Origin of the sequence: Rhizobium sp. 9140 (genome assembly GCF_900067135.1) — a bacterium.
Classification (GTDB): domain Bacteria; phylum Pseudomonadota; class Alphaproteobacteria; order Rhizobiales; family Rhizobiaceae; genus Ferranicluibacter.
In genome coordinates, this window is record NZ_FJUR01000001.1 from 533734 (window position 1) to 556315 (window position 22582).

The 22582-nt window shown below is 62.8% G+C and carries 20 protein-coding genes; 4 read left to right on the forward strand and 16 right to left on the reverse strand.

The features are described from left to right. Positions 1-49 precede the first annotated feature (49 nt). Entirely contained in the window at positions 50-1882 is a 1833-nt protein-coding gene (gene typA, locus GA0004734_RS02485; RefSeq protein WP_092930901.1) for a translational GTPase TypA, read from the forward strand. A gap of 311 nt (positions 1883-2193) precedes the next feature. Here the strand turns inward: typA and GA0004734_RS02490 are convergent, their stop codons facing one another. From GA0004734_RS02490 to GA0004734_RS02515, 6 genes are all read right to left on the reverse strand, one after another. Beyond that, the gene (locus GA0004734_RS02490) at positions 2194-2766 is read right to left on the reverse strand and encodes a CarD family transcriptional regulator (RefSeq protein WP_092930903.1); all 573 of its coding nucleotides are present in this window, start codon (positions 2764-2766) and stop codon (positions 2194-2196) included. 493 nt (positions 2767-3259) lie between these two features. Continuing rightward, entirely contained in the window at positions 3260-3598 is a 339-nt protein-coding gene (gene fdxA, locus GA0004734_RS02495; RefSeq protein WP_092930905.1) for a ferredoxin FdxA, read from the reverse strand. A gap of 399 nt (positions 3599-3997) precedes the next feature. Further along, entirely contained in the window at positions 3998-4423 is a 426-nt protein-coding gene (locus GA0004734_RS02500; protein ID WP_092930907.1) for an RNA-binding S4 domain-containing protein, read from the reverse strand. Positions 4424-4437: 14 nt separating this feature from the next. Continuing rightward, the gene (locus GA0004734_RS02505; protein ID WP_092930909.1) at positions 4438-7725 is read right to left on the reverse strand and encodes a helicase-related protein; all 3288 of its coding nucleotides are present in this window, start codon (positions 7723-7725) and stop codon (positions 4438-4440) included. Between the two features lie 172 nt (positions 7726-7897). Continuing rightward, entirely contained in the window at positions 7898-8623 is a 726-nt protein-coding gene (locus tag GA0004734_RS02510) for a beta-ketoacyl-ACP reductase (protein WP_092930911.1), read from the reverse strand. Between the two features lie 111 nt (positions 8624-8734). Beyond that, on the reverse strand, positions 8735-9916 hold the full coding sequence (locus GA0004734_RS02515) for an acetyl-CoA C-acetyltransferase (protein ID WP_092930913.1): 1182 nt from the start codon (positions 9914-9916) through the stop codon (positions 8735-8737). Between the two features lie 222 nt (positions 9917-10138). On the opposite strand from GA0004734_RS02515, the gene phaR reads away from it, so the two are divergent. Next, positions 10139-10720 (forward strand): polyhydroxyalkanoate synthesis repressor PhaR, encoded by a 582-nt coding sequence (phaR, locus tag GA0004734_RS02520; protein ID WP_092930915.1) that lies wholly within the window; start codon positions 10139-10141, stop codon positions 10718-10720. Between the two features lie 67 nt (positions 10721-10787). Here the strand turns inward: phaR and GA0004734_RS02525 are convergent, their stop codons facing one another. The 4 genes from GA0004734_RS02525 to mtgA form a co-directional block, all read right to left on the reverse strand. Next, entirely contained in the window at positions 10788-11195 is a 408-nt protein-coding gene (locus GA0004734_RS02525; protein WP_092930917.1) for a hypothetical protein, read from the reverse strand. 295 nt (positions 11196-11490) lie between these two features. Continuing rightward, positions 11491-11673 (reverse strand): 50S ribosomal protein L32, encoded by a 183-nt coding sequence (gene rpmF / locus GA0004734_RS02530; protein ID WP_062477634.1) that lies wholly within the window; start codon positions 11671-11673, stop codon positions 11491-11493. Between the two features lie 172 nt (positions 11674-11845). Then, positions 11846-12493: a glutathione S-transferase family protein gene (locus GA0004734_RS02535; RefSeq protein WP_092930919.1), complete on the reverse strand. Its 648-nt coding sequence runs from the start codon at positions 12491-12493 to the stop codon at positions 11846-11848. 71 nt (positions 12494-12564) lie between these two features. Continuing rightward, positions 12565-13251, reverse strand: a complete 687-nt coding sequence (mtgA, locus tag GA0004734_RS02540) for a monofunctional biosynthetic peptidoglycan transglycosylase (protein ID WP_175386192.1) — start codon at positions 13249-13251, stop codon at positions 12565-12567. 431 nt (positions 13252-13682) lie between these two features. Between mtgA and GA0004734_RS02545 the strand changes: the two genes are divergently transcribed. Next, positions 13683-14597: a polyprenyl synthetase family protein gene (locus tag GA0004734_RS02545; protein WP_092935807.1), complete on the forward strand. Its 915-nt coding sequence runs from the start codon at positions 13683-13685 to the stop codon at positions 14595-14597. Positions 14598-14715: 118 nt separating this feature from the next. On the opposite strand, the gene hydA is transcribed toward GA0004734_RS02545, so the two are convergent. The 5 genes from hydA to GA0004734_RS02570 form a co-directional block, all read right to left on the reverse strand. Continuing rightward, complete coding sequence (gene hydA, locus GA0004734_RS02550) at positions 14716-16122, reverse strand: dihydropyrimidinase (protein ID WP_092930922.1); 1407 nt, start codon at positions 16120-16122, stop codon at positions 14716-14718. Between the two features lie 37 nt (positions 16123-16159). Next, positions 16160-17425 carry a cysteine desulfurase-like protein gene (locus GA0004734_RS02555; protein WP_092930924.1) on the reverse strand — a complete coding sequence of 422 codons (1266 nt, stop codon included), beginning with the start codon at positions 17423-17425 and terminating at the stop codon, positions 16160-16162. A 26-nt stretch (positions 17426-17451) separates the two neighbouring features. Then, complete coding sequence (locus tag GA0004734_RS02560) at positions 17452-18213, reverse strand: amino acid ABC transporter ATP-binding protein (RefSeq protein ID WP_092930926.1); 762 nt, start codon at positions 18211-18213, stop codon at positions 17452-17454. Then, entirely contained in the window at positions 18213-18884 is a 672-nt protein-coding gene (locus GA0004734_RS02565; RefSeq protein ID WP_092930928.1) for an amino acid ABC transporter permease, read from the reverse strand. Before GA0004734_RS02565 ends, GA0004734_RS02560 begins: the two co-directional genes overlap by 1 nt. 63 nt (positions 18885-18947) lie before the next feature. Continuing rightward, positions 18948-19745: a transporter substrate-binding domain-containing protein gene (locus tag GA0004734_RS02570; protein ID WP_092930930.1), complete on the reverse strand. Its 798-nt coding sequence runs from the start codon at positions 19743-19745 to the stop codon at positions 18948-18950. Between the two features lie 231 nt (positions 19746-19976). Here GA0004734_RS02570 and GA0004734_RS02575 point away from each other — a divergent pair, with 231 nt between their 5' ends. Beyond that, positions 19977-20675 carry a FadR/GntR family transcriptional regulator gene (locus tag GA0004734_RS02575; RefSeq protein WP_092930932.1) on the forward strand — a complete coding sequence of 233 codons (699 nt, stop codon included), beginning with the start codon at positions 19977-19979 and terminating at the stop codon, positions 20673-20675. Between the two features lie 26 nt (positions 20676-20701). Here GA0004734_RS02575 and GA0004734_RS02580 read toward each other — a convergent pair whose 3' ends face one another. Next, positions 20702-22558: an AI-2E family transporter gene (locus GA0004734_RS02580; protein ID WP_245292467.1), complete on the reverse strand. Its 1857-nt coding sequence runs from the start codon at positions 22556-22558 to the stop codon at positions 20702-20704. Positions 22559-22582 lie beyond the last annotated feature (24 nt).

Below are 22582 nucleotides of genomic sequence, written 5' to 3' on the forward strand. Positions count from 1 at the left end.
AGTTGCGGCGTTCCCAAGACACGCCCCGAGCCCTCGGATACCCAAAACCATGAAAATGCGGAATATCGCGATCATCGCACACGTCGACCATGGAAAAACGACCCTTGTTGACGAAATTCTGAAGCAGTCCGGCTCGTTCCGTGACAACCAGCGCACCGTCGAGCGCATGATGGACAGCAACGATCTCGAAAAAGAACGTGGCATCACCATTCTCGCCAAGGCGACCTCCATCGAGTGGAAGGGCGTTCGCATCAACATCGTTGACACCCCCGGCCACGCCGACTTCGGCGGCGAAGTCGAGCGTATCCTGTCGATGGTGGATGGCGCGATCGTTCTGGTCGACAGCTCGGAAGGCCCGATGCCGCAGACCAAGTTCGTGGTCTCCAAGGCGCTGAAGGTCGGCCTTCGTCCGATCGTCGCGATCAACAAGATCGACCGTCCGGACGGTCGCCACGAGGAAGTCATCAACGAGGTCTTCGACCTCTTCGCAAACCTCGATGCGACCGACGAGCAGCTCGACTTCCCGATCCTCTACGGTTCGGGCCGCGATGGCTGGATGAACGTCAACCCGGAAGGCCCGAAGGACCAGGGCCTCGCGCCGCTGCTGGACCTCGTTCTCGAGCACGTGCCGGAGCCGAGCGTCGGCGACGAAGACGGCGCGTTCCGCATGATCGGCACGCTGCTGGAAGCCAACCCCTTCCTCGGACGCGTCATCACCGGCCGCATCCATTCCGGTTCGATCAAGCCGAACCAGTCGGTCAAGGTCATGAGCCAGGACGGCAAGGTGGTCGAAACCGGCCGCATTTCCAAGATCCTCGCGTTCCGCGGTATCGAGCGCACCGCCATCGATGAAGCCCATGCAGGCGATATCGTCGCCATCGCCGGCCTGTCCAAGGGCACGGTTGCCGACACGTTCTGCGACCCATCCGTGAGCGAAGCGCTGGAAGCACAGCCGATCGATCCGCCGACCGTCACCATGTCCTTCCTCGTCAACGACAGCCCGCTGGCCGGCACCGAAGGTGACAAGGTCACCTCGCGCGTTATCCGCGACCGCCTGTTCAAGGAAGCCGAAGGCAACGTTGCCCTGAAGATCGAGGAATCCGAAGGCAAGGATTCGTTCTTCGTCTCGGGCCGCGGCGAATTGCAGCTGGCCGTTCTGATCGAAACCATGCGTCGCGAAGGCTTCGAGCTTGCCGTGTCGCGTCCGCGCGTCGTCATGCACAAGGATGAGGACGGCAACGTCCTGGAGCCGATCGAAGAGGTCGTGATCGACGTTGACGAGGAGCATTCCGGTGTCGTCGTCCAGAAGATGTCGGAGCGCAAGGCCGAACTGGCCGAGCTTCGTCCGTCCGGCGGCAGCCGCGTTCGTCTCAAGTTCTTCGCCCCGACGCGCGGGCTCATCGGCTACCAGTCGGAACTGCTGACGGACACCCGTGGCACCGCGATCATGAACCGTCTGTTCCACGACTATCAGCCCTTCAAGGGCGAAATCGGCGGCCGCACCAACGGCGTTCTTCTGTCCAACCAGTCCGGCGAAGCCGTTGCCTACGCGATGTTCAACCTGGAAGACCGCGGCCCGATGATCATCGAGCCCGGCGAAAAGGTCTATGCCGGCATGATCATCGGCATTCACTCTCGCGACAACGACCTCGAGGTCAACGTGTTGAAGGGCAAGCAGCTCACCAACATCCGGTCGGCCGGCAAGGACGAAGCCGTCCGCCTGACCCCGCCGATCCGCATGACGCTCGACCGCGCGCTGTCGTGGATCCAGGACGACGAACTGATGGAAGTCACACCGAAGAACATCCGTCTTCGCAAGACCTACCTCGACGCCAACGACCGCAAGCGCTTTGGCAAGGGCGGCAAGGGCGCCGCCGCTTAAGGCTTCAGACCCGATCTGACGACAGAGCCCCGCCTTGCAAAAGGCGGGGTTTTTTATGCGCCATGCTCAAGACCTTTCCCTATGCCAGCGCGCCTGCTGGAGCCGTTACAAGGGCCGAGAGCACGTGACCTCCTACACCCTTCCGGAGAAGCCGCAGGGGCGCACCAAGCCCCGTCTCCCTGCGTGCGAGGAGAAGGTGCCGCCGGATGAGAGGCAGCCCCACACGTCGCCCGCGATACGCTCAACCTCAAGCCATAAAAAAACCCCGCCTCTCGCAAGGCAGGGTTTTTGAACAGAAGACAGTGAGACGCTTACGCGGCTTCTTCTTCCTGAGTTTCGTCTTCGTCGACCGTCTTGCCGCGCTTGGGACCCTTGGCAAGGTTTGCTTCGACGAGACGCACGGCTTCAGTTCCGGACATCTTGTTGACGGCGGCGATTTCGCGGGCCATGCGGTCCAGAGCGGCTTCGTAGAGCTGCCGTTCGGAATAGGACTGTTCCGGCTGATTCTCGGCACGGTACAGGTCGCGAACGACTTCCGCGATGGCGATCAGGTCGCCGGAATTGATCTTGGCATCATATTCCTGCGCGCGGCGCGACCACATGGTCCGCTTGACGCGAGCCTTGCCCTGGACGACCTTCAACGCACGCTCGACAAAATCCGTTTCCGACAGCTTGCGCATGCCGATGCTGACGGCCTTGGCAACCGGCACCTTCAGACGCATCTTGTCCTTGTCGAAATCGATCACGAACAGTTCGAGCGACATGCCGGCGACAACCTGCTCTTCGATAGCGACGATTTGTCCAACACCATGAGCCGGATAAACGATCGATTCACCGATTTTGAAGCCATGGCGCGTGGAGGATTTTTTCTGCTGGGTCGTCATTCGTTTCAAAAACTCCCTGTTACGCTCCCGGCATGGGCCGGGGTCGGGTCAGTCAGGCCCGGGATGGACGGGCATCCTGCGGGTCACTCCTTACTGAAACGCACCAAACGAATTCAAACGCTTCGGCAAACAGATCACACGCAAGCAACGGACGTTGCATGAAGACATGAACCGTGACGAAGGAGAATTTGCTTTCGTGATGGTTTCGGGCACACAAAAGTGCCACGATGTGGATCAGTATTCAGACCCTACCACAAAAATCTGCCGAAATCAATGTTTTGCTTAAGCCACAGGCAAGCTTCGCCGCGTGTTGTTAAAAACGGCGTGCCGGTTTCCAATTTGGGAGACCGTGATCGAATCATGCGCTTCAAGGAGCGCGACCTCTCGACCTTAGAACATGTCGCGAGAGAATGTGCAGTGGTTTTGCGAAAACGACATACGGAAAAGCTAAGGCGTGACGCGCAAAGCACGATCTGAACAATCGCGACTTTCTTCAGTCGCCCTGACCAGGGTTGGGCGAGAAGAACTTCTCGTACTTCCCTTCGATCCCGTCCATTTCCTTGGCTTCCGGCATCTCGTCGCGCTTGATCGTGATGTTCGGCCACTGCGTCGCGAACTCCGCATTCACCTTGAGCCACATGTCGAGGCCCGGCTCCGTATCGGGCTTGATCGCGCCAGCCGGACATTCCGGCTCGCAAACGCCGCAATCAATGCATTCGTCCGGATGGATAACCAGAAAATTCTCGCCTTCGTAAAAGCAGTCGACCGGGCACACCTCGACGCAGTCGGTGTACTTGCAGCGAATGCAATTGTCGGTGACGACGTAGGTCATGCTCTCACTCCAGTCGGTCTCGTCTCGAACCCGGGCGCTTGGGAAGCCTTGGGGTGAGCGAGGATCAAACAGCTTCGGCCCGATGGCCCGATCTTCAGAAGAACTGCATGGCCCGGTGCCTCGTTGCGCCGGCCTGCAGCTAGAGTGATTTCTATGAACAAGGGTTCACAAGAATCGCTCCACATCTTTGCTTTTACCGCATTCTCCGACGCCGAAGCGATTCCGCTTCGTCTGGAAATGCTCTAGGGCCTGCGCGAGCCCCTCATAGCGTTGGCCCGATCGTCGGGCCTCGGCGCACGTCGCCCGTGGCAGTCCTAGGTATTGTTGCGTGAGGTAACGGCTTTGCCCAACCTTTGCAAGGCTCTTGCATTCCAATCGAAGGCGCGAAAAGGGAGGATTTTACTCCTCGTCACCGCCGCCCCATCCTTCCTGCAACCGGTCGGTCTCACGTCGCTCGCGCTTCGTCGGGCGGCCACTTCCCGGCTCACGTGTCGCCTGTTCGAAAGGCGTCAGCCGCTCGCCGGGAACGGGCACGGGGGTGAGGTCGTCATAGAGCAGCCGCGCCTCCTCGAAAGGGCCGCGCCGGCTGCCGGCACCGCGCATGCGCACCGACACATCCCGCCGGTCGAGAGACAGCATGACCACATCGCCGGCCTTCACGGCATGCGAGGGCTGCGTGACGCGACGATCGTTGACGAGAACCTTGCCGCTTTCGATCGCCTTCTGGGCGATCGAGCGCGACTTTGTGAGGCGTGTGAAGAAAAGCCACTTGTCGAGGCGCTGACGGGAGGCGGCCTCGATGGGCATGATCTCCTGTTCGGCCATGACGTCGCGGCTCCCTACTTCTTCATCTGCTCCTTGAGAGCGGCGAGCTTGGCAAAGGGTGAATCCGGATCGATCGGCTTGTCCTTGCGCGGCGGGCGGGCCTCGAAGGTGGCCGGAGCCTGCGATTTGCCATGGCCGCTGCCGGAGGGCTTGCCGCCCGGACGGTCGTTGCGGTCACGACGCTCGCCACGGTCGCCCTTGTTGTCGCCACGTGCGCCGTCTGCCGACTTGCCGTCGCGGCCGCGATTGCGGTCAGGACGTCCGCCGTCGTGACGGCCCGCGCCAGCCTTGCGCTCGCCATCCCGCTCGTCGCGCCGGCCCTGCGGGCGACCTTCGGCGGGTGCCGAGCCATCGCCCGGTGCAGAAGCGGCCTTGTCCTGGCCTGGACGGTTGCCGCCGCGGCGGTCGCCATTGCGGGCATCGCGCTGTCCGGGACGACGCTCGCCCGGGCGCTGGTTGTCGCTGCGCCCACCCGGACGCCAGAGAAGCACGGGCTTGACCTCGGGTTCGGAAGCCTCGCTTGCCACCAGGTCCGACGCTGCGGCTTCTGCTGCAACCGGCGCGGGCTCGGTCGCCTGCTCGGAAACGGTCGTTTCCTCGGCAGCAGGCGTCTCGTCCGTTACCGGCGTATCCAAAACAGCTTCCGTCTCCGCGGCGGGCCTTGTTTCGACGGATGTCTCTTCGGTCGCGGTCTCGGTCTCGGCTGGCGTACCCTCACCGGAAGCAACGTCCGTCGTAGCGGCGTCGTCCGATGCCGTGGCATCATGCGTCTCGATGTCTGCTGTCTCGGCGTCGGGTGCCGCCGTGTCAGCCTTCGGCGTTGCTGTGCTCGTCGCCGGTGCCTGCGCACCGAGGAAGGCAGCGGCCTCTTCCGGCTTCACGCTGTCGGCGCGATAGCCGAGACCCTTCAGGATCTCCTCCATATCGTCGGGTGTTGCACCGAGGATCGACAGCATGGCCGTCGTGGTCGTGAACCGGCGACCGTCATAGGCCCCTTCCGGCCGCACGGTCGTGCCCGGCTTCCACTGCAGCAGCGGGCGAATGAGATCGGCGAGGCGCTCGAGAATGTCGATACGCACGGCACGCTTGCCGAGGAAACGGAAACCGGCGAGCTTGTAGAACATGCGCTCGTAGGACGGATCGGTGACGATCGACGTGCGGCCGGCGGCGAGAACCGGAATGAGGTCGCCGTAACCGGGCTTGTCGAGACCATCGTTCTTGAGCGCCCAGAGCAGCGTAATGAGTTCGGCCGGAGCCGGCTTCAGGAGCGCCGGCATAAAGATGTGATAGGCGCCGAACCGGATGCCGTGGCGGCGGATGGAGGCGCGTGCCTCCTGGTCGAGCGATTTCACGTCTTCGGCGACATCGCGCCGGAAGAGGACGCCAAGACTTTCGACCAGCTGGAAGGCGAGACCCTTGGCGAGACCCTGCAGATCTTCGGCACGCGACAGGTCGTCAAGCGGCTTCAGGACGGTCGCGATATGGTGATTGACGTAGCGCTCGATGCGGGCGGACACATGATCGCGCGCCGCGCCCTGCAGCTGATCGTCGGCGAGCAGGATGACGCGGGGCCGCATGATGTGGTCGCTTGACGCAAGCCGCGCGACGGGGTCGCCCAGCCAGCGGACGAGGCCGTCGGACGACAGCGCCAGATCGGCATTGCCGGCGGCGTGCAGACGCGCAGCGCGGGCCTCGAACTCCAGTGCCAGCGCCTTCTGGGCCGCCCCCTGCACGGCGCGGGCATCCAGCCCGTCCGTCGTGGTGGCCAGCACGAACCGGAAACCGGTGAGTTGTCCCACATGATGTCCTTCCACGAAGACATCGCCATTCACACTGATTTCCGCTTCCAGCATCGCATTCTCTCTCAGCCGCTTCATGAGCACAGATGTCCTGCGGTCAACGAACCGTTTCGTCAACCGTTCATGTAACGCGTCGGACAATCGATCTTCGATTTCCCGCGTCTTTTCCTGCCAGTGTGTCGGATCGGCAAGCCAACCGGGCCGGTTCGACACATAGGTCCACGTTCTGATCTGCGCGATTCGCGCCGACAGCGTGTCGATTTCCCCATCCGTATGGTCTGCCCGTCGCACCTGCTCGGACATGAAATCCTCGTTGACGGTGCCACGCCGCACGAGGTCGGAGTAAATATTCGCAATCAGATCGGCATGCTGCGCGGGCGCGATCCGACGGTAATCGGGAAGGGCGCAGGCTTCCCAGAGCTTTTCCACCGTCCGCGCATTCGTCGCAAGGGCCTTGACCTCGGGAAGCGTCGTCAGGAATTCGAGTGCCTGCTGATCGACCGCCGGAAGCGCCCGCGTCAGCCCGTGCACGGCGGGCGGCGCCTCCAGCGTCTTCTTCAGCGTGGTCAGCGAGGTGAAATCGAGCGCCTTGGAGCGCCATTGCAGCACACGCACCGGATCGAACTGGTGCTGCTCGATGCGGTGCACGAGTTCGTCGTCGAAGGGCTCGACCCGCGAGGTGACGCCGAACGTTCCGTCCCGCAGATGCCGCCCGGCCCGGCCCGCGATCTGGGCCAGCTCGCCCGGATTGAGGTTGCGGAACTGGTAGCCGTCATATTTGCGGTCCTGCGCGAAGGCGACATGGTCCACGTCGAGATTGAGGCCCATGCCGATCGCATCGGTCGCCACGAGATATTCGACTTCGCCTTCCTGATAGAGCGCGACCTGCGCATTGCGCGTGCGCGGGCTGAGAGCCCCGAGCACCACGGCCGCGCCGCCGCGCTGGCGGCGGATCAGCTCGGCGATCGCATAGACCTCGTCGGCCGAAAAGGCGACGATGGCGGAGCGTTGCGGCAGGCGGGTGATCTTCTTGGAGCCGGCATAGAGCAGCTGCGACAGGCGCGGACGCTCGACGATGGTGATGCCCGGCAGGAGATGTTCGAGGATCGGCCGCATGGTGGATGCGCCGAGAAGCAGAGTTTCGGACCGCCCGCGCAGATGCATCAGCCGGTCGGTGAAGATATGACCCCGCTCGAGATCGCCCGCCAGCTGCACCTCGTCGATGGCGACAAAGGCCGCTTTCGTCTCGCGCGGCATGGCCTCGACGGTGCAGACGGAATAGCGGGCAAGGTGCGGCGTAATCTTTTCTTCGCCGGTGACGAGCGCGACATTGTGTGCGCCTACCCGTTCGACGACGCGTGTGTAGACTTCGCGGGCGAGAAGACGCAGGGGAAGACCGATGACGCCGGATTCGTGCGCGACCATGCGTTCGATCGCATAATGCGTCTTGCCGGTGTTGGTCGGGCCGAGGACCGCGATCACGCCGCGGCCACTCAAAATCATCGGTTGGTCAGGCACGTTTCAGACCTTGCGCATTGTATGGGCGGCAAACGTCGAAGCGTCGGCGGCGCGACACACATGACCACGCGGCGCGGGAAACACAAGGCCAACCAGGCAAAAAGACCGACCGTCGCCGCTCGGCGGACGCGATTCTGAGGCAAAGACCTGCAATTCTTTAAGAAAAGAATTGCCCGCCATTCGCCGACAGCGTCGATCCGGTGATGAAGCCGGCATCGTCGGACGCCAGGAACACCACGCAACGTGCAACTTCCTCCGGCTCGCCAAGCCGGCCGACCGGAATCTGCGGAATGATCCGCTCGGCCAGCACCTTTTCCGGGATCGCTCGCACCATCTCCGTGCCAATATAGCCGGGGCAGATGGCGTTGACGGTGATGCCCTTTGCGGCACCTTCCTGCGCAAGTGCCTTCGTGAAGCCGATGTCGCCGGCCTTGGAGGCGGAGTAGTTGGCCTGGCCCATCTGGCCCTTCTGCCCGTTGATCGAGGAAATATTGACGACACGGCCGAAATTGCGATCGCGCATGCCCGACCAGACGGGATGCGTCATGTTGAACAGGCCGTTCAGGTTGACATTGACGACGTCGTTCCACTGCGACGGCGTCATCTTGTGGAACATCGCATCGCGGGTGATGCCGGCATTGTTGACCAGAACCTCGACCGGACCGAGCGCTTCCTCGATCGTCGCCGCACCCGCCGCACAGCTCGCATAGTCCGAGACATCCCACTTGAAGACCGGAATGCCCGTGACGTCTGAGAAGGCCTGCGCCTTTTCATCGTTTCCGGCGTAATTCGCGGCCACGCGATAACCGGCACCCTTGAGCGCAATCGAAATAGCGGCGCCGATGCCGCGCGTTCCACCCGTTACCAAGGCAACCCTGCTCATGCTCGTCCTCCCTCAATCGTTCTTTTCTTCAAGGCGTATGATGTCGTCCCGGCCAACGCTGGTGAAACTGAAAAGGCCGGCTCGGCGTCGGCCTCCATGAAAGGTCCTCCTCTAGAGACCCTCGACGCAGAGCGCGATGCCCATGCCGCCGCCGATGCAGAGCGTTGCGAGGCCGCGCTTGGCGCCGCGGCGCTTCATCTCGAACAGCAGCGTGTTGAGAATGCGCGCGCCCGAGGCGCCGATCGGGTGGCCGATGGCGATCGCTCCGCCGTTGACATTCACGATCGACGTATCCCAGCCGAGATCCTTGTTGACGGCGCAGGCCTGCGCGGCAAAGGCTTCGTTGGCTTCCACGAGGTCGAGGTCGGATGCGGACCAGCCGGCCTTTTCCAGCGCCTTGCGCGATGCCGGAATGGGGCCGGTCCCCATGATCTGCGGATCGACGCCCGCCGTTGCCCAGGAGGCGATCCGGGCCAGCGGCGTGATCCCGCGGCGTACGGCCTCCTGCTCGCTCATCAGCAGCGTTGCCGCAGCCCCGTCGTTGAGGCCGGACGCATTGGCGGCGGTCACGGTGCCCTCCTTGTCGAAGGCCGGACGCAGCTTCGCCATGCTCTCGATCGTCGCGCCGTGGCGGATATACTCGTCACTATCCACCGTTACGTCGCCCTTGCGCGTGGAAACGACGAAGGGAATGATCTCGTCGGTGAAACGGCCAGCTTTCTGGGCGGCTTCCGCCTTGTTCTGCGAGCCGAGTGCGAACTGGTCCTGATCGTCCCGCGACAGCTGCCATTTCTTGGCGATGTTCTCGGCCGTGACACCCATGTGGTAGCCATGAAACGCGTCCGTCAGGCCGTCCTTGATCATGGTGTCGACCATCTTGAAGTCGCCCATCTTCACGCCCGAGCGCAGATGCGCGCAATGGGGCGCCATGGACATGGACTCCATGCCGCCGGCCACGATGATCGAGGCGTCACCCGTGGCGATCTGCTGCATGCCGAGCGCAACCGCCCGCAGGCCGGAGCCGCAGAGCTGGTTCATGCCCCAGGCTGTCTTCTCCTGCGGCACACCCGCTTTCATGGCCGCCTGCCGCGCCGGGTTCTGGCCTTCGCCTGCCGAAAGCACCTGCCCGAGGATGACCTCGTCCACCTCGGCCGCCTCAAGGCCCGCGCGCACCAGCACGCCCTTGATGACGGCGGCGCCTAGCTCGTGCGCCGGCGTGTTGGCAAAGGACCCATTGAACGCGCCGACAGCGGTACGGCCCGCGCTTGCGATGACGATGGATGGTGTGCTCATCACGGTCTCCTCCTTGGTGATGCATTCGGATCCGGCTGGCGAGACCCCTTCATGAGGCAAGACTGAACGAGGTCCGCGCGCAAGTCAAAGTGTAAGTGGATAAACCCGCAGGTTGATACGCGAGCGTGATCACTGCACCGCACAAAGAGATTGTCTTATGGCGCGATTTCCGCATATCCTCATGAAATGCTATAAAAACAGCAATTTGGGGAGGAGACCCTGATGGCGAAGCAGGACGGTCAGATCGTTATCAAGAAATACGCGAACCGGCGGCTCTACAATACGGGAACGAGCACCTACGTCACGCTCGACGATCTCGCGGTCATGGTCAAAAAGGGGGAGGAATTCAATGTTCAGGACGCCAAGAGCGGTGAGGACATCACCCACTCCGTCCTGACGCAGATCATCTTCGAGCAGGAAAGCAAGACCGGCAACACGCTCCTGCCGATTTCCTTTCTGCGCCAGCTCATCGCCTTCTACGGCGACCAGATGCAGGCTGTCGTGCCGAGCTACCTCGAACATTCCATGCAGGCCTTCACCGACCAGCAGGTGCAGATGCGCGAGCAGATCGGCAAGGCGTTCGGCGACACGCCTTTGAGCAAGAACCTTCAGGTGCCGCTGCAACTGGTCGAGGAACAGGTGAAGCGCAACACCGAGATGTTCCATCAGGCCATGCAGATGTTCTCGCCTTTTATGGCAGCCGCTCCGCAGGCGCGTGAACCGCGCAAGGCCGAGGCCAAAGATATCGACGAACTGAAGGAGCAGCTGCGCGCGCTCCAGAGCAAGCTCGAAAATCTCACCTGAGGTCCCGCGTCATGGCGGGAAGGACGGCAGCCCTGGAGGTTGCCGTCACGATATGCCCCTTGAGACGTCAGAGGCCGATCGACACATCCCGCCCGGCAGTGCGCATCGAGATGGTGAAGCCGGCGATGACGTCGATGAAACTGATCGCTATCAGAATGAAGAACACGTCTGTCGCCGCTCCAGCCACCAGCAGGAACTCGATCAGGAAAACGATGAAGAGCACCATCGACAGGATGTGATCGACAAGCGTCTTGGAACTCGTGCGGGTGGCTTTCAGGATTTCCACGAACAGGAGAACAAGGCTTCCCACGATCAGGAGATCGCCGACGCTCATGCTCCATGTCGCCCCGGACAGCATTGCAAGGCTTGTTACGGTCTGCTCGAACACGGCGACGCCACCTGCCCCGAGCGCACCGGTCATCGCGAGGTTGTAGAGCGCGAACGGCAGAATGAGGAGCGGAATGGAGGCGAGCATGGCATGGTTCCTGGCTGGCGAAATCGACAGGCCTTCGTGAGAGGCCTTCACTCCGGGTATGAACCAGCGATGTGAGGCAATCAAGGCTTTGGTAGATCCCCGCCGAGGGATTGGGCAAGCCACAGGCATGGCACCCCATCCCGACGAGCCGGCACCATATCCAGCCGACCGACAGGATACCGACACCATCGCAAACGCGAAAAAGGCCGGCGCGATGGCCAGCCCTTTCCACATTCTTGTCGTCTCGTTCATCCGTCCGGAGCACCGCCAGGGCGTGTCTGCGGACGGAGAAAGATCAGCTTGCCTTCGGCGTCAGAACCTGACGACCGCGATACATGCCGGTCTTCATGTCGATGTGATGCGGACGACGCAGTTCACCGGAGTTCTTGTCTTCGATGTAGGTCGGGGTCTTCAGCGCGTCTGCGGAACGGCGCATGCCGCGCTTCGACGGGCTCGTTTTTCTCTTAGGAACAGCCATTTCAAACACTCCACGTATCGGGGGAAACCACCAGTCTGCGGACCGTTGAACGGGCCGGGATGAAGGCGTTTCAATCTCGGAATTGGCCGGGCTTATACATGCAGGATGCCATCTTGGCCAGACCCCACAGGTTTTTTTTGCCGTGGCGTTGCAAACTTTCGCAAAGCGGCGCTCAGGCCTCGTCTTCCGGCACGATCCAGGTCTCCGCCAGCGCATCCGTCTGCCACGCGAGAAAGGCGGGGTGCGCCTTCACGGCCGCCATATAGGCCAGCGACACCGGATCTTGCGTCAGCGCGTAGATCTCCAGCCGGTTGACGACCGGCGCGAACATCGCATCCGCAGCCGTGAACCGGCCGAACAGGAACGGTCCGCCGGATTTGGCCAGCGCCTGCGCCCAGATGGTCTCGATCCGCGCGACATCCTCCATCACCCCCTCCGGCAGGGCGATCGCGCCGACCGGCCGGCGGATGTTCATCGGACAGGCCCCGCGAAGCGCACGGAACCCCGCCAGCATTTCCATCGAGATACTGCGTGCCATCGCGCGATCCGCCTGATCCCTAGGCCAGAGACCGGCTTCCGGAAAAAGCTCGGCGGCATATTCGATGATCGCAAGCGATTCCCACACGCGAACCGCACCATGATGCAGCACCGGAACCCGGCCCGTCGGCGAAAGCTCGTGAAAACGCGGATTGCCGTTGGGAAAATCGAAGGGGATGACGACATCGGTAAAGGGAATGCCGCAGCCCTTGAGAGCCAGCCATGGGCGCAGCGACCAGGAGGAATAGTTCTTGTTGCCGACGTAAAGGACGAGGTCGCTCATGCTGGATCTCCGGTGGCGGTCCCGGCGTTAGAGCAGACCCCCGGCAGGTCATCCAATCAAAAGGCGTGATTTCACGGATAAAGGCACTTGATGTATTCGCCCGACGCCCCTGCCCGACGCTCGATCATGGAGGCAAGGCGCTTCAGCCCACGGCCGGGCTTGCCGGCATTGCGGTCGATGGGATTGGGCAGGGAGACCGCGAGAAGCGCTGCCTGCCGGCGCGTCAGCTTGGAGGCGGACACCCCGAAATGATGCTGGGCGGCGGCCTCGGCGCCATAGATGCCCGGTCCCCATTCGGCGATATTCAGGTAGATCTCCATCAGCCGCCGCTTGGTCCAGACGAAATCGGCGGCCAGTGCCAGCGGCAGCTCCATCGCCTTGCGCACGAAGGAGCGGCCATTCCAGAGAAACAGGTTCTTCGCCGTCTGCATGGGAATGGTGCTCGCACCACGCGTCTGCTCGCCCTCCAACGCATCATCCACGACACCGCGCATCTGCACCCAGTCGACACCGGCATGCATGCAGAACTGCCCGTCTTCCGACATCATCACCGACTGGACGAGATTGGGAGAAATCTTCTCGAACGGCACCCATTGCCGATCATAGCCGCGCAGAAGCGCGAGATCGCGCAGCATGAGAGAGGACACCGGATGAACGAAACTCGGCGAATAGAGGATGATCAGGGCGTAGGGCAGCAGGACGAGGACGACCGCGATGACGAGAAGCTGACGCCACCGGCGCCTGATCTGCGCGAACATGCCTCGTTTGGCGTTTGACGGCAGTTCCTCATCTCCACCTATATCCGGCCCCCGAACGTCCAGCCGTGCAGGTTCCAGCCTCGCAGGATCCATCCGCGCATCGTCGCGCAAGGATACCTCTTCGGCGCGAACCTCGCGTGCCCGTGGCTCAGGACCGGCATCACGAGCCTCCGCGGCATCAGGCTCCCGTGGCGCGTCGGCCGGGAGCTTACGGAGGTCTGACCCCCGCGATTCTGGCTCACGTGGTTCGGGTACGATATCCCAATTCTGATCGTCCCGACTGATCAATCCGTCCGTCGCCCCATCCGCACCCTCCGTCATAGTCTAAGATCGGGCGGATTTGAACGTCCTTTTCACCACTGTCCCCGGTGGAGATGGCCTTCGCCGTGAAATTTATTGAACGCGCCGCACGCGCATGCCAAAGAGCCGCCATGAACGCAGCGGCCCAAACCTTCGATATCAAGCTCCGTGAGAGTGCCGACCAGGTCACGGCCTGCCTCGAAGCGCTCCTGACCGCCACGGTCGCGCCCGACGAGATCGCCCGTCCGCCGGCACTGCTCGCCGCCATGCGCCATGGCGTGCTGAACGGCGGCAAGCGGCTTCGCCCCTTTCTGGTGATGGAGAGCACGGCACTTTTTGGCGGAGATGCCAAAGCCGCCATTCGGGTCGCCGCCGCTCTTGAATGCGTGCATTGCTATTCCCTCGTCCACGACGATCTGCCGGCCATGGACGACGACGACCTGCGCCGTGGCCAGCCGACGGTCCACATCGCCTATGGCGAAGCGAATGCCATCCTTGCCGGCGACAGCCTGCTGACCCTTGCCTTCGACATTCTGGCCGGACCCGAGACTGCACTGCCGGATGCCGTGAAGACGGCGCTCGTGCTGGCCCTTGCCCGCGCCTCGGGCCTCGGCGGCATGGCCGGCGGGCAGGCGCTCGATCTTGCAGCGGAAACCAGAGCCCCAGACGAACAGGGCATTGTCACGCTGCAGGCCATGAAGACCGGCGCGCTGATCCGGTTTGCCTGCGAGGCCGGCGCCATCGTCTCCGGCACGCCTGCCGAAGACCGTGCGCACCTGCGCCAGTTCGGCGAACGCATCGGCCGCGCCTTCCAGCTCGCCGACGACCTTCTCGACCTCACGGCCGACGCCGAGACTATGGGCAAGGCGACCGGCAAGGACGAAGCCCGCGGCAAGGCGACGCTGGTCGCCCGCCGCGGCACCGACTGGGCCGAAGCCGAACTGGCGCGGCTGGTCGCAGAGGCAAGCGCCCTCCTTGCACCTTACGGCGACCCCGCGAAAACGCTGATCGACGCGGCGGCCTTTGTCGCAAACCGCGATCATTGAGCCGATCTGATCGTCGTGCCACGCAACGGGGCGTGAGCGGCAGGACGGCACCTGGTCGCCCTGCCCACCCGTGCGGTCGACGCGAGCCTGCGGGCCACCGTCCCTACCGGCAGCCTTCCTACCGGATCAGCGCCGACCTGCCCCTCGGGAGATAGGCGCCTGTCGGCGCTTCGCTCCCGGCAGGCTCACCGTCCTTGACGATCGTCCGGCCGCGCAGGAGCACGCGGACGGGCCAGCCCCGGATATCGAGACCTTCATAGGGCGTATAGTCGGCACCGTGGTGGAGGATGTCATTGGTCAGCGTGGTCTGCTTTTCCGGGTCCCAGAGCGCGAGGTCGGCATCCGAGCCTATGGCGACGGTACCCTTGCGAGGGTAGAGGCCATAGAGCTTCGCGTGATTGGTCGACGTGACCGCGACGAAGGTGTTGAGGTCGATGCGACCCTTCATGACGCCTTCGGAAAACAGGATCGGGAGGCGCGTGGCGACGCCTGGGATGCCGTTCGGGATCCAGCGGAAATGACGCTTGCCTTTCTCGTTCAGCTTGCCCTCCGGGTCATCGAAGCGGAAAGGGCAATGGTCGGAGGAGAAGAGGTCGAAGACGCCCTGTTCGAGGCCTTCCCAGCAGGCATCCTGGCTCGCTTTGTCGCGCGGCGGCGGCGAGCAGACGTATTTCGCCCCCTCAAGCGCATCCTGATCGAGATCGTCCGCCGTCAGCATGAGATATTGCGGGCAGGTTTCGCCTGCGATCTTCTGGCCGCGCTGGCGGGCACGCCGGATTTCCTCCATCGCCTCGCGGTTGGAAACATGGACGATGACGATCGGCACATCGACGATTTCCGCAAGCGACAGAGCGCGGTGCGTCGCCTCGCGCTCGGCCGCAACAGGTCGGGTCGTCGCATGGAATTTCGGGGCGAACTTGCCCTCCTCCTCGTGACGGCCGATGAGGTAGCGGATGGCATCCTCGTTCTCGCAGTGGACCATGACGAGCGCGCCGGTGCGCCGCGCGGTGTCGAGGGTGGCAAGGATCTCGTCGTCGCGCAGTCGCAAGCCCTCATACGTCATGAAGACCTTCATCGAGGTATAACCATCCTCGACCAGCGCCGGCACTTCCTGCCCCAGCACCTCTGGCGTCGGGTCAGTGATCACCATGTGGAAGGAGACGTCCACATGGCATTTGTCCTCAGCCTTCGCATGGTAGATCTTCAGGGCCTCGCGCAGGGACTGCCCCTTCTCCTGCATGCAGAAAGCCATGACGGTCGTATTGCCGCCAATGGCGGCAGAGCGGGTGCCGCTGTCGAAATCGTCGGCCATGACGATCCCGTCGCCGGAGGGCTGGTCGAGATGCACATGGCTGTCGATACCGCCGGGCAGAACGAAGAGACCGGTCGCATCGATGATCTCGTCGGCGTCCGTCAACTCCGCCGCAAGGGCCGCGATGCGGCCGTCGCGGATGCCGATATCGCTTTTGAACGTGTCGGACGCCGTCACCACCGTCCCGTGGCGGATCACCGTATCGAAGCGCATCGTCGTCTCCTTCTTCCTTGTGGTCAGTGCGGCCCGCTCAGCTGGCCTTTGCAAGCCCGGCGTCACCGGCAAGGATACGGTCAAGCGCTTCCGTGAAGCGATCGACCTCCTCCAGCGTGTTGTAGTGGACCATCGACACGCGCAGCATGCCGCCATGGTCGGTGAGGCCGAGATATTCCGCAAGGCGGCGGGAGTGGAAATCGCCGAAGCGCATGGCGATCTTCTCCGCGTCCATCGCCTTGCAAAGCGCGCTTGCATCTCGGCCATCGAAGCGGAAGGCGATGGTCGGCACGCGCGTATCGTCGCGGTTGGTCGCCTGCCCGACGATACGGCAGTCATTGCGCGCCCGAAGATAGACGAGGAGCCGCTCGGCGAGCGCATTCTCCTGTGCCGTTATGGCCGAGAAGGCGGCCTCGATCTTCTGGCGGGTCGTGCCGCTCTCGCCGGCCTGCTCGCCGAGCGTCACGAGATAATCAACGATGCCGCAGGTGGCGTAGGCAAGTTCATAGTTCGGGTTGCCCGGCTCCAGCTTCCCCGGCACTTTGTCCTTGCCGTAGAAGTAGTGGTAGAGGGTGTCGAGCTCCAGCAGCAGATCGTATTTGCCGTACATCAGCGCGTAGTGAGGACCGTAGGTCTTGTAGAGGCTGAAGACGTAATAGTCGGCGTCGAAGGCCTGTACGTCCACCGCGCGGTGTGGCGCATAGGCGACGGCGTCGACGCAGATCCGGGCGCCGCGCGCATGCACGAAGTCGGCGATCTCGCGGATCGGATTGACCGAGCCGAGGATGTTGGAGACGTGGGTGACGCAGACGAGCTTCGTGCGCTCGCTCATCAGCGGCGCGAGGTCGTCGAGGTCGAGCGTCATCGTTTCCGTGTTCAGCGGCCAGATCTTCAAGCGTATGCCGGCCGCCTGCAGCCTGTCCCACGGACCGATATTGGATTCGTGATCGCTGACTGTGATGATGATCTCGTCGCCCGGTGAAAGCTGGCTCTGCATGGCGCGGGCAAGGTTCTGAAGAAGCACTGTCGTTGAGCTGCCGAAGACGATTTCTTCCGGCCGGCCGGCATTGACGAGATGCATGGCCGCCGTGCGCGCTTCGTAGAGCGCGCGGGCTGCTTCCTGAGACACGTCGTAGGAACCGCCGATCTGCACGTTCTTGTCGATCAGGAACGTATTGATGCGGTCGAGTGCGCCTTTGAGGATCTGCGACCCCCCGGCATTGTCGAAAAAGGCCCAGCCCTTGGCGAGCCCCGGGAACTGGCTGCGCACATAATCGAGATCGAGCGGCGGCATGGTGGCCATTCGTGTTTCCTCCGTATCGTTTCTTGTTAGTGGTTGAGGACAGCGCGCAGGAAGCTGCGGGTGCGCTCCTGCCGCGGGCTGTCGAAGATCTGCGCCGGCGTGCCGGCCTCCACCAGCCGGCCGCTGTCCATGAAGATGACGCGGTCGGCGACCTGGCGGGCAAAGCCCATCTCGTGCGTGACGATGATCATGGTGACGCCGGTGCCGGCAAGGTTGCGCATCACGTCCAGCACCTCGCCCACCATTTCCGGGTCGAGCGAGGATGTCGGCTCGTCGAAAAGCAGCACGCGCGGCTCCATGGCGAGCGCCCGGGCGATGGCCACGCGCTGCTGCTGGCCGCCGGACAGCTGGCCCGGGAACTTCCCGGCTTGTTCGGCGATGCCGACGCGGGCGAGCAGATCGCGCGCCTTGCGCTCCGCCTCGACCTTCGCCGTACCCCGCACTCGCATGGGGGCGAGCATGACGTTCTTCAGCACGGTCATATGGGGAAAGAGATTGAACGATTGGAACACCATGCCGACCTCCGCGCGCACCTTGGCCAGCGACGTGCCGGTCGAAACGCGGATGCCATCGACCGTGATCGAGCTGTCCGGCGAAAAGGCCTCCAGATGATTGATGCAGCGGATCAGCGTCGATTTGCCGGAGCCGGACGGGCCTATGACGCAGACGACCTCGCCCTCGGCGATATCGAGATCGATGCCATGGAGAACCGTGAAGGTACCGTAGGCCTTGGTGAGGTCGCGGATGGAGATGATCGCCGGAGCGGACTTGGAGACGGGCGTGCTCATCAGCGTTTCCCCCGAGCGAAATGCTTTTCGAGGCGGGCGACGACGGCGACCATCGGCCAGAGAAGCAGGACATAGATGATGGCGGCACCGATCAGCGGCGTCGGGTTGGCGGAGAGCGCCTGCGCCTGCGTCGCCTGTTTCAGAAGGTCCGGCATGGCGACGACGGAGGCAAGCGCCGTGTCCTTCATGACGTTGATGCAATTGTTGGTGAGCGGTGGAATGACGATGCGGACGGCCTGCGGCAGGATCACATCGACCATCGTGTGCCTGCTGGAGAGGCCGAGCGCGGCCGACGCCTCGAACTGGCCATGGGGAATGGCCTCGATGCCGGCGCGGAAGATTTCGGCCGTATAGGCAGCCGATACCAGCGACAGGGCCGCGACCGCGGAGAGGAAAGGCGACAGCCGGATGCCGACGAAGGGAAGCGCGTAATAGATGACGATCAGCAGAACGAGCAGCGGGATCGAGCGGAAGATATCGATATAGATGCGGATCAGCCCCTTGAAGAAGGCCGGCGCATAGAGCCGCGCGATGGCGAGGAACAGGCCACCCGCAAGGCCGCAGAGAATGCTGGTGACGCCGATCTGCAGCGTGACCACAAGACCCCATAGCAGCTGCGGCAGACTGTCGGCCAGCACCTGCATGTTGAAGAAGGTATTGAGAAGATTCATGGCCGAAACGGCTCCCTGGCATCCGGCAGGACCTTTCAAGAATCCTGCCGGTGCGGTTGCGGCTTACTTGGCCTTGGGCATGTCCATGACGGCGACGGTCGAGGTCGTCTCCTCGGCCTTGGCGCCGAACCAGGTCTCGTGAAGCTTGGCGATGAAACCTTCGCCCTTGAGCGTGGTGATCACATCGTTGACTTGCGTTGCCAGCGGGTCGCCCTTGTTGAACATGATCGAGTATTTCTCGCCGGTCGGAATCCGCTCGACGACCTTCAGCTCCGGCTTGTCCTTGACGTAGTAGAGCAGCGCCGGAATGTCGGAGATGTAGCCATCGACGCGGCCGGCGACGAGGTCGAGCATGGCGGGCTGCAACCCTTCGAAACGACGGATCTCGCCCAGCTTGTATTCGGTCTTGTGCGCATCCGCCCACATGTCGCCGGTGGAGCCTGTATCGACGCCGACGACCTTTTCGCCCATGTCCTTGAGGCCGGTGATGCCGGAGGCGGCGGTGACGGTCAGCGACTGGTCGCTGTCGTAATAGGGCTGGGCGAAGCTGACGGACGCCAGGCGCTTCTCGGTAATGGTGATCGAGGAGACCGCCATGTTGATGCGGCCGGACTGGACCGCCGGGAAGAGGCCGTTGAACGGCGTGTTGACAAATTCGACCGTCTTGCCGAGACGCTTGGCGACTTCGTTGACGAGATCGACTTCGAAACCCGTCACCTTGCCGCTCGCATCTTCGAATTCCCACGGCACGTTGCCGATATTGGCACCGACCGTAAGATCGGCGGCGTAGGCACCGGCCGTGCCAAAGATCGCGAGGACGCCGGCGAGAAGCGTGGCTTTGAGAGTGTTCGTTCGTGTCATGAGAGTTCCCCTTGTTTTTTGAACATGACTCAATCTACAGTGGCCTGACTGGTCAGACCAGTCAGGCCAAAGAAGCACGATGCTTTCCGCTTGGCAATGTCCGCGAACAAAATAGATTGGACACTTGTTTCTCGGATTTTGAACCGGGATACGGCAAGAGTTGATATGTCCGCGCAAGAATGGGGCGTCAGCCCCTATCGCCAAGTGCTTGAGGTGCGGAGTGGGATTTTCATGTTAAACAAGACGCTCGTCCCGCAATCGGTCGCCCGCGAGATCCAGGCGATGATCCAGAACGGTACGCTAAAGGCTGGCGAGAAAATCCCGTCTCAGCGCGGGTTCTCGCAGACGCTGGGCGTCAGCCGCGCATCCCTGCGCGAGGCACTGCTGACGCTGGAAACGCTCGGCCTTTTGAAGACCGAAGCCGGGCGAGGCACCTTTGTGGCCGCGGCCACCGAAGGCGCGCATGGCGCCTCCGGCCATATGGCCCCATGGCGATATTCCGACAGCTACTCGGTATTCGACGTTTTCCAGACGCGGATTCTGCTCGAAGGCGAGATCGCGCGGCTGTCGGCGGGTCGCCTGACGCAGTTGCAGCTCGACCGGATGGAGGCCGCGACACAGACCATGGAGGAGTGCTGGGCGCGGCAGGATCTCATCTCCAATGTGGAGGCGGACCTCGCCTTTCACGGCACGATCGTTTCGGCCTGCTCGAACGCCATGCTGAAGGCGCTCTATCAGACGGTGCGCGATCAGGTAACGGAAACGCAGCGCCAGCCGATCCCCATCACGGACCCGGAGCGCATGCGCCACTCGATCGCCGAGCATCGCCGGATCATTGCGGCGCTCCGCAACAATGATGCGGCGGCGGCGCGCAGCGAAATGGAAGCACATATCCGCAACACGGCTCGGTGCGCCGGGCTTTCCCCGTAACGCATCGTCGTTCCCACCATCTCAGGTCAGGCTGTCTTTGCCAAGCGAATACGCGGCCGGCCGAGCTTGCGGGTAATCGCCATCAGCGGCACCGGGCCGGTCTCGGTCAGCGCCAGGCGAACCGTCTCAGCCAGCGTCAGGGTGATGAAGTCGGCATTGGTGTCTTCCAGCGTCATGCGCGGATGGTCCTTGCCGTTGGCCAGCGGTACGAAGAGGCCGACGCGCAATCCGGGCTTCATGCGCTTCAGGCGGCGCACGAGATTGCGGGCATGGGTTTTGGAGTTTCCGTTGAGAAACGTGAAGACCACGGTATCGATCGTGTCGCTATCCCTGAGCATGCGCAGATCGGTGATGGAATGCGCGATGCTGGTGGCATTGGCACCCTGAATCTCAAGGAGCTGGGCCAGCATTGCGGCTGCCGCGTCGTCTATGTCTCCACGCCCACCGATGCAGAGCAGCGAATGCCCGGTGCCATCCGGCAGTTCGAGGTCGTCGCCCGCAGCATCCGAATGTTCGCCGGTCTTCTCCTCCTTCAGAGCCTCCTCCTCGCTTTCCTCCTCGTCGGCGATTTCCGAGAGGTTATCGACGAACGAATGGACGCTGCCCGAGAAGCGCTCGATCTGCGCATCCGTCATCACGCCACGCTGCCGATCCACCTCGCCGAGAAGGAGCGCGGGCATGCCGACCTTTTCGTAATAGTCGACCAGATATTCGTCTTCCAGATAGTCTTCCGCATTGGCCGTTGCTTCATCGGGATCGCCCGCCAGAAGCCTCTGATAGAGCTTTTCATGCGGCTCCAACACGGGCTCGTTGCCGAGCAGCACGTCGAGAAAGCTGAACTGCGGAACATAGCGGCCGAGGACGACGAGGCAGACCGTCAGCGGCGTCGACAGCATCAGCCCGAGCGGTCCCCAGAGCCAGGACCAGAAGATCGCGGAGATGATGATGGCGAGGGGCGACAGGCCGGTATGCGACCCGTAGAGCCAAGGTTCGACGACATTGTTGCTGACAAGCTCGGTCGTGAGAAACAGAGCGCCGACCCAGAGCACGAGCGACCAGCCGGGAGCGATCGCCAGCGCCAGAAACAGTGGCAGGATCATGCCGATAACAGGACCGATGTAGGGGACGAAGCGCAGGACCAGCGTCAGAAGGCCCCAAAGGATGGCGTTGGGAATACCGAGGATCCAGAGGCCGATGGTGATCGGAAAGGCGTAGAGCGCATTCACCACCAATTGCATCAGCAGGTATTTGCCGACCCGCTTGCCGGCATCCTGAAGCGCCTCGGTGGTCCGATGAAGATCGTTGAGGCCGACCAGCCGGATGAACCGGTCGCGAAGATCCTCGCGCTCCAGCAGCATGAAGATGACGAGCACGATCACGAGGCCCGCCGTGGCAAAGGGGCTGATCAGCGGCAGGATGAAGTTGCCGAGCGTCTGGATGGGGTTCGAGCGCGTGACGATCTCGACCGGCATAGGCTCGCGCGATGTCGGCACAGCCGCCGCTGCATCTTCCTGGCTCTCGACAGCCCGCGTCTGGATCTCCTCGCCCACCCGCTCCACGATGCCGCTGAGGTGCTTCATGATGCCATCGCCGGACCCGGCCTGGGCCAGCGTCTGTACCTTGACGACAATGTTGCGCTGGTAGGCCGGGATGTTTTGAGCAAGGTTCGATACCTGCGATGCGACAACGACGCTGAAGAGCGCGATGGCGCAAAAGGCCGAGGCGACCGCGATCATCACGGCGGCGATCTTCGGCACCGAGCGGCGGCGCAGAAAAGAGACGATCGGGGCGAGCGTGAAGGTGAGGAGAAGAGACAGCGCCAGCGGAACGAAGATCTCCTGCCCCACCTTGAGAACGACGGTCGCGCCGATCAGGATGAGCAAAACATGGCCCGAGAGCTTGTTACG

Bases quoted from the DNA above. Each gene is read 5' to 3' on its own strand.
- GA0004734_RS02515 (WP_092930913.1), bottom strand. From the start codon at position 9,916: ATGAGCACACCATCCATCGTCATCGCAAGCGCGGGCCGTACCGCTGTC.
- typA (WP_092930901.1), top strand. From the start codon at position 50: ATGAAAATGCGGAATATCGCGATCATCGCACACGTCGACCATGGAAAA.
- phaR (WP_092930915.1), top strand. From the start codon at position 10,139: ATGGCGAAGCAGGACGGTCAGATCGTTATCAAGAAATACGCGAACCGG.
- GA0004734_RS02525 (WP_092930917.1), bottom strand. From the start codon at position 11,195: ATGCTCGCCTCCATTCCGCTCCTCATTCTGCCGTTCGCGCTCTACAAC.
- GA0004734_RS02505 (WP_092930909.1), bottom strand. From the start codon at position 7,725: ATGATTTTGAGTGGCCGCGGCGTGATCGCGGTCCTCGGCCCGACCAAC.
- GA0004734_RS02560 (WP_092930926.1), bottom strand. From the start codon at position 18,213: ATGAGCACGCCCGTCTCCAAGTCCGCTCCGGCGATCATCTCCATCCGC.
- GA0004734_RS02555 (WP_092930924.1), bottom strand. From the start codon at position 17,425: ATGGCCACCATGCCGCCGCTCGATCTCGATTATGTGCGCAGCCAGTTC.
- rpmF (WP_062477634.1), bottom strand. From the start codon at position 11,673: ATGGCTGTTCCTAAGAGAAAAACGAGCCCGTCGAAGCGCGGCATGCGC.
- hydA (WP_092930922.1), bottom strand. From the start codon at position 16,122: ATGCGCTTCGATACGGTGATCCGCCACGGGACGGTGGTGACGGCGTCC.
- GA0004734_RS02570 (WP_092930930.1), bottom strand. From the start codon at position 19,745: ATGACACGAACGAACACTCTCAAAGCCACGCTTCTCGCCGGCGTCCTC.
- GA0004734_RS02565 (WP_092930928.1), bottom strand. From the start codon at position 18,884: ATGAATCTTCTCAATACCTTCTTCAACATGCAGGTGCTGGCCGACAGT.
- GA0004734_RS02500 (WP_092930907.1), bottom strand. From the start codon at position 4,423: ATGGCCGAACAGGAGATCATGCCCATCGAGGCCGCCTCCCGTCAGCGC.
- GA0004734_RS02575 (WP_092930932.1), top strand. From the start codon at position 19,977: ATGTTAAACAAGACGCTCGTCCCGCAATCGGTCGCCCGCGAGATCCAG.
- GA0004734_RS02490 (WP_092930903.1), bottom strand. From the start codon at position 2,766: ATGACGACCCAGCAGAAAAAATCCTCCACGCGCCATGGCTTCAAAATC.
- fdxA (WP_092930905.1), bottom strand. From the start codon at position 3,598: ATGACCTACGTCGTCACCGACAATTGCATTCGCTGCAAGTACACCGAC.
- GA0004734_RS02545 (WP_092935807.1), top strand. From the start codon at position 13,683: ATGAACGCAGCGGCCCAAACCTTCGATATCAAGCTCCGTGAGAGTGCC.
- GA0004734_RS02510 (WP_092930911.1), bottom strand. From the start codon at position 8,623: ATGAGCAGGGTTGCCTTGGTAACGGGTGGAACGCGCGGCATCGGCGCC.
- GA0004734_RS02535 (WP_092930919.1), bottom strand. From the start codon at position 12,493: ATGAGCGACCTCGTCCTTTACGTCGGCAACAAGAACTATTCCTCCTGG.
- mtgA (WP_175386192.1), bottom strand. From the start codon at position 13,251: ATGTTCGCGCAGATCAGGCGCCGGTGGCGTCAGCTTCTCGTCATCGCG.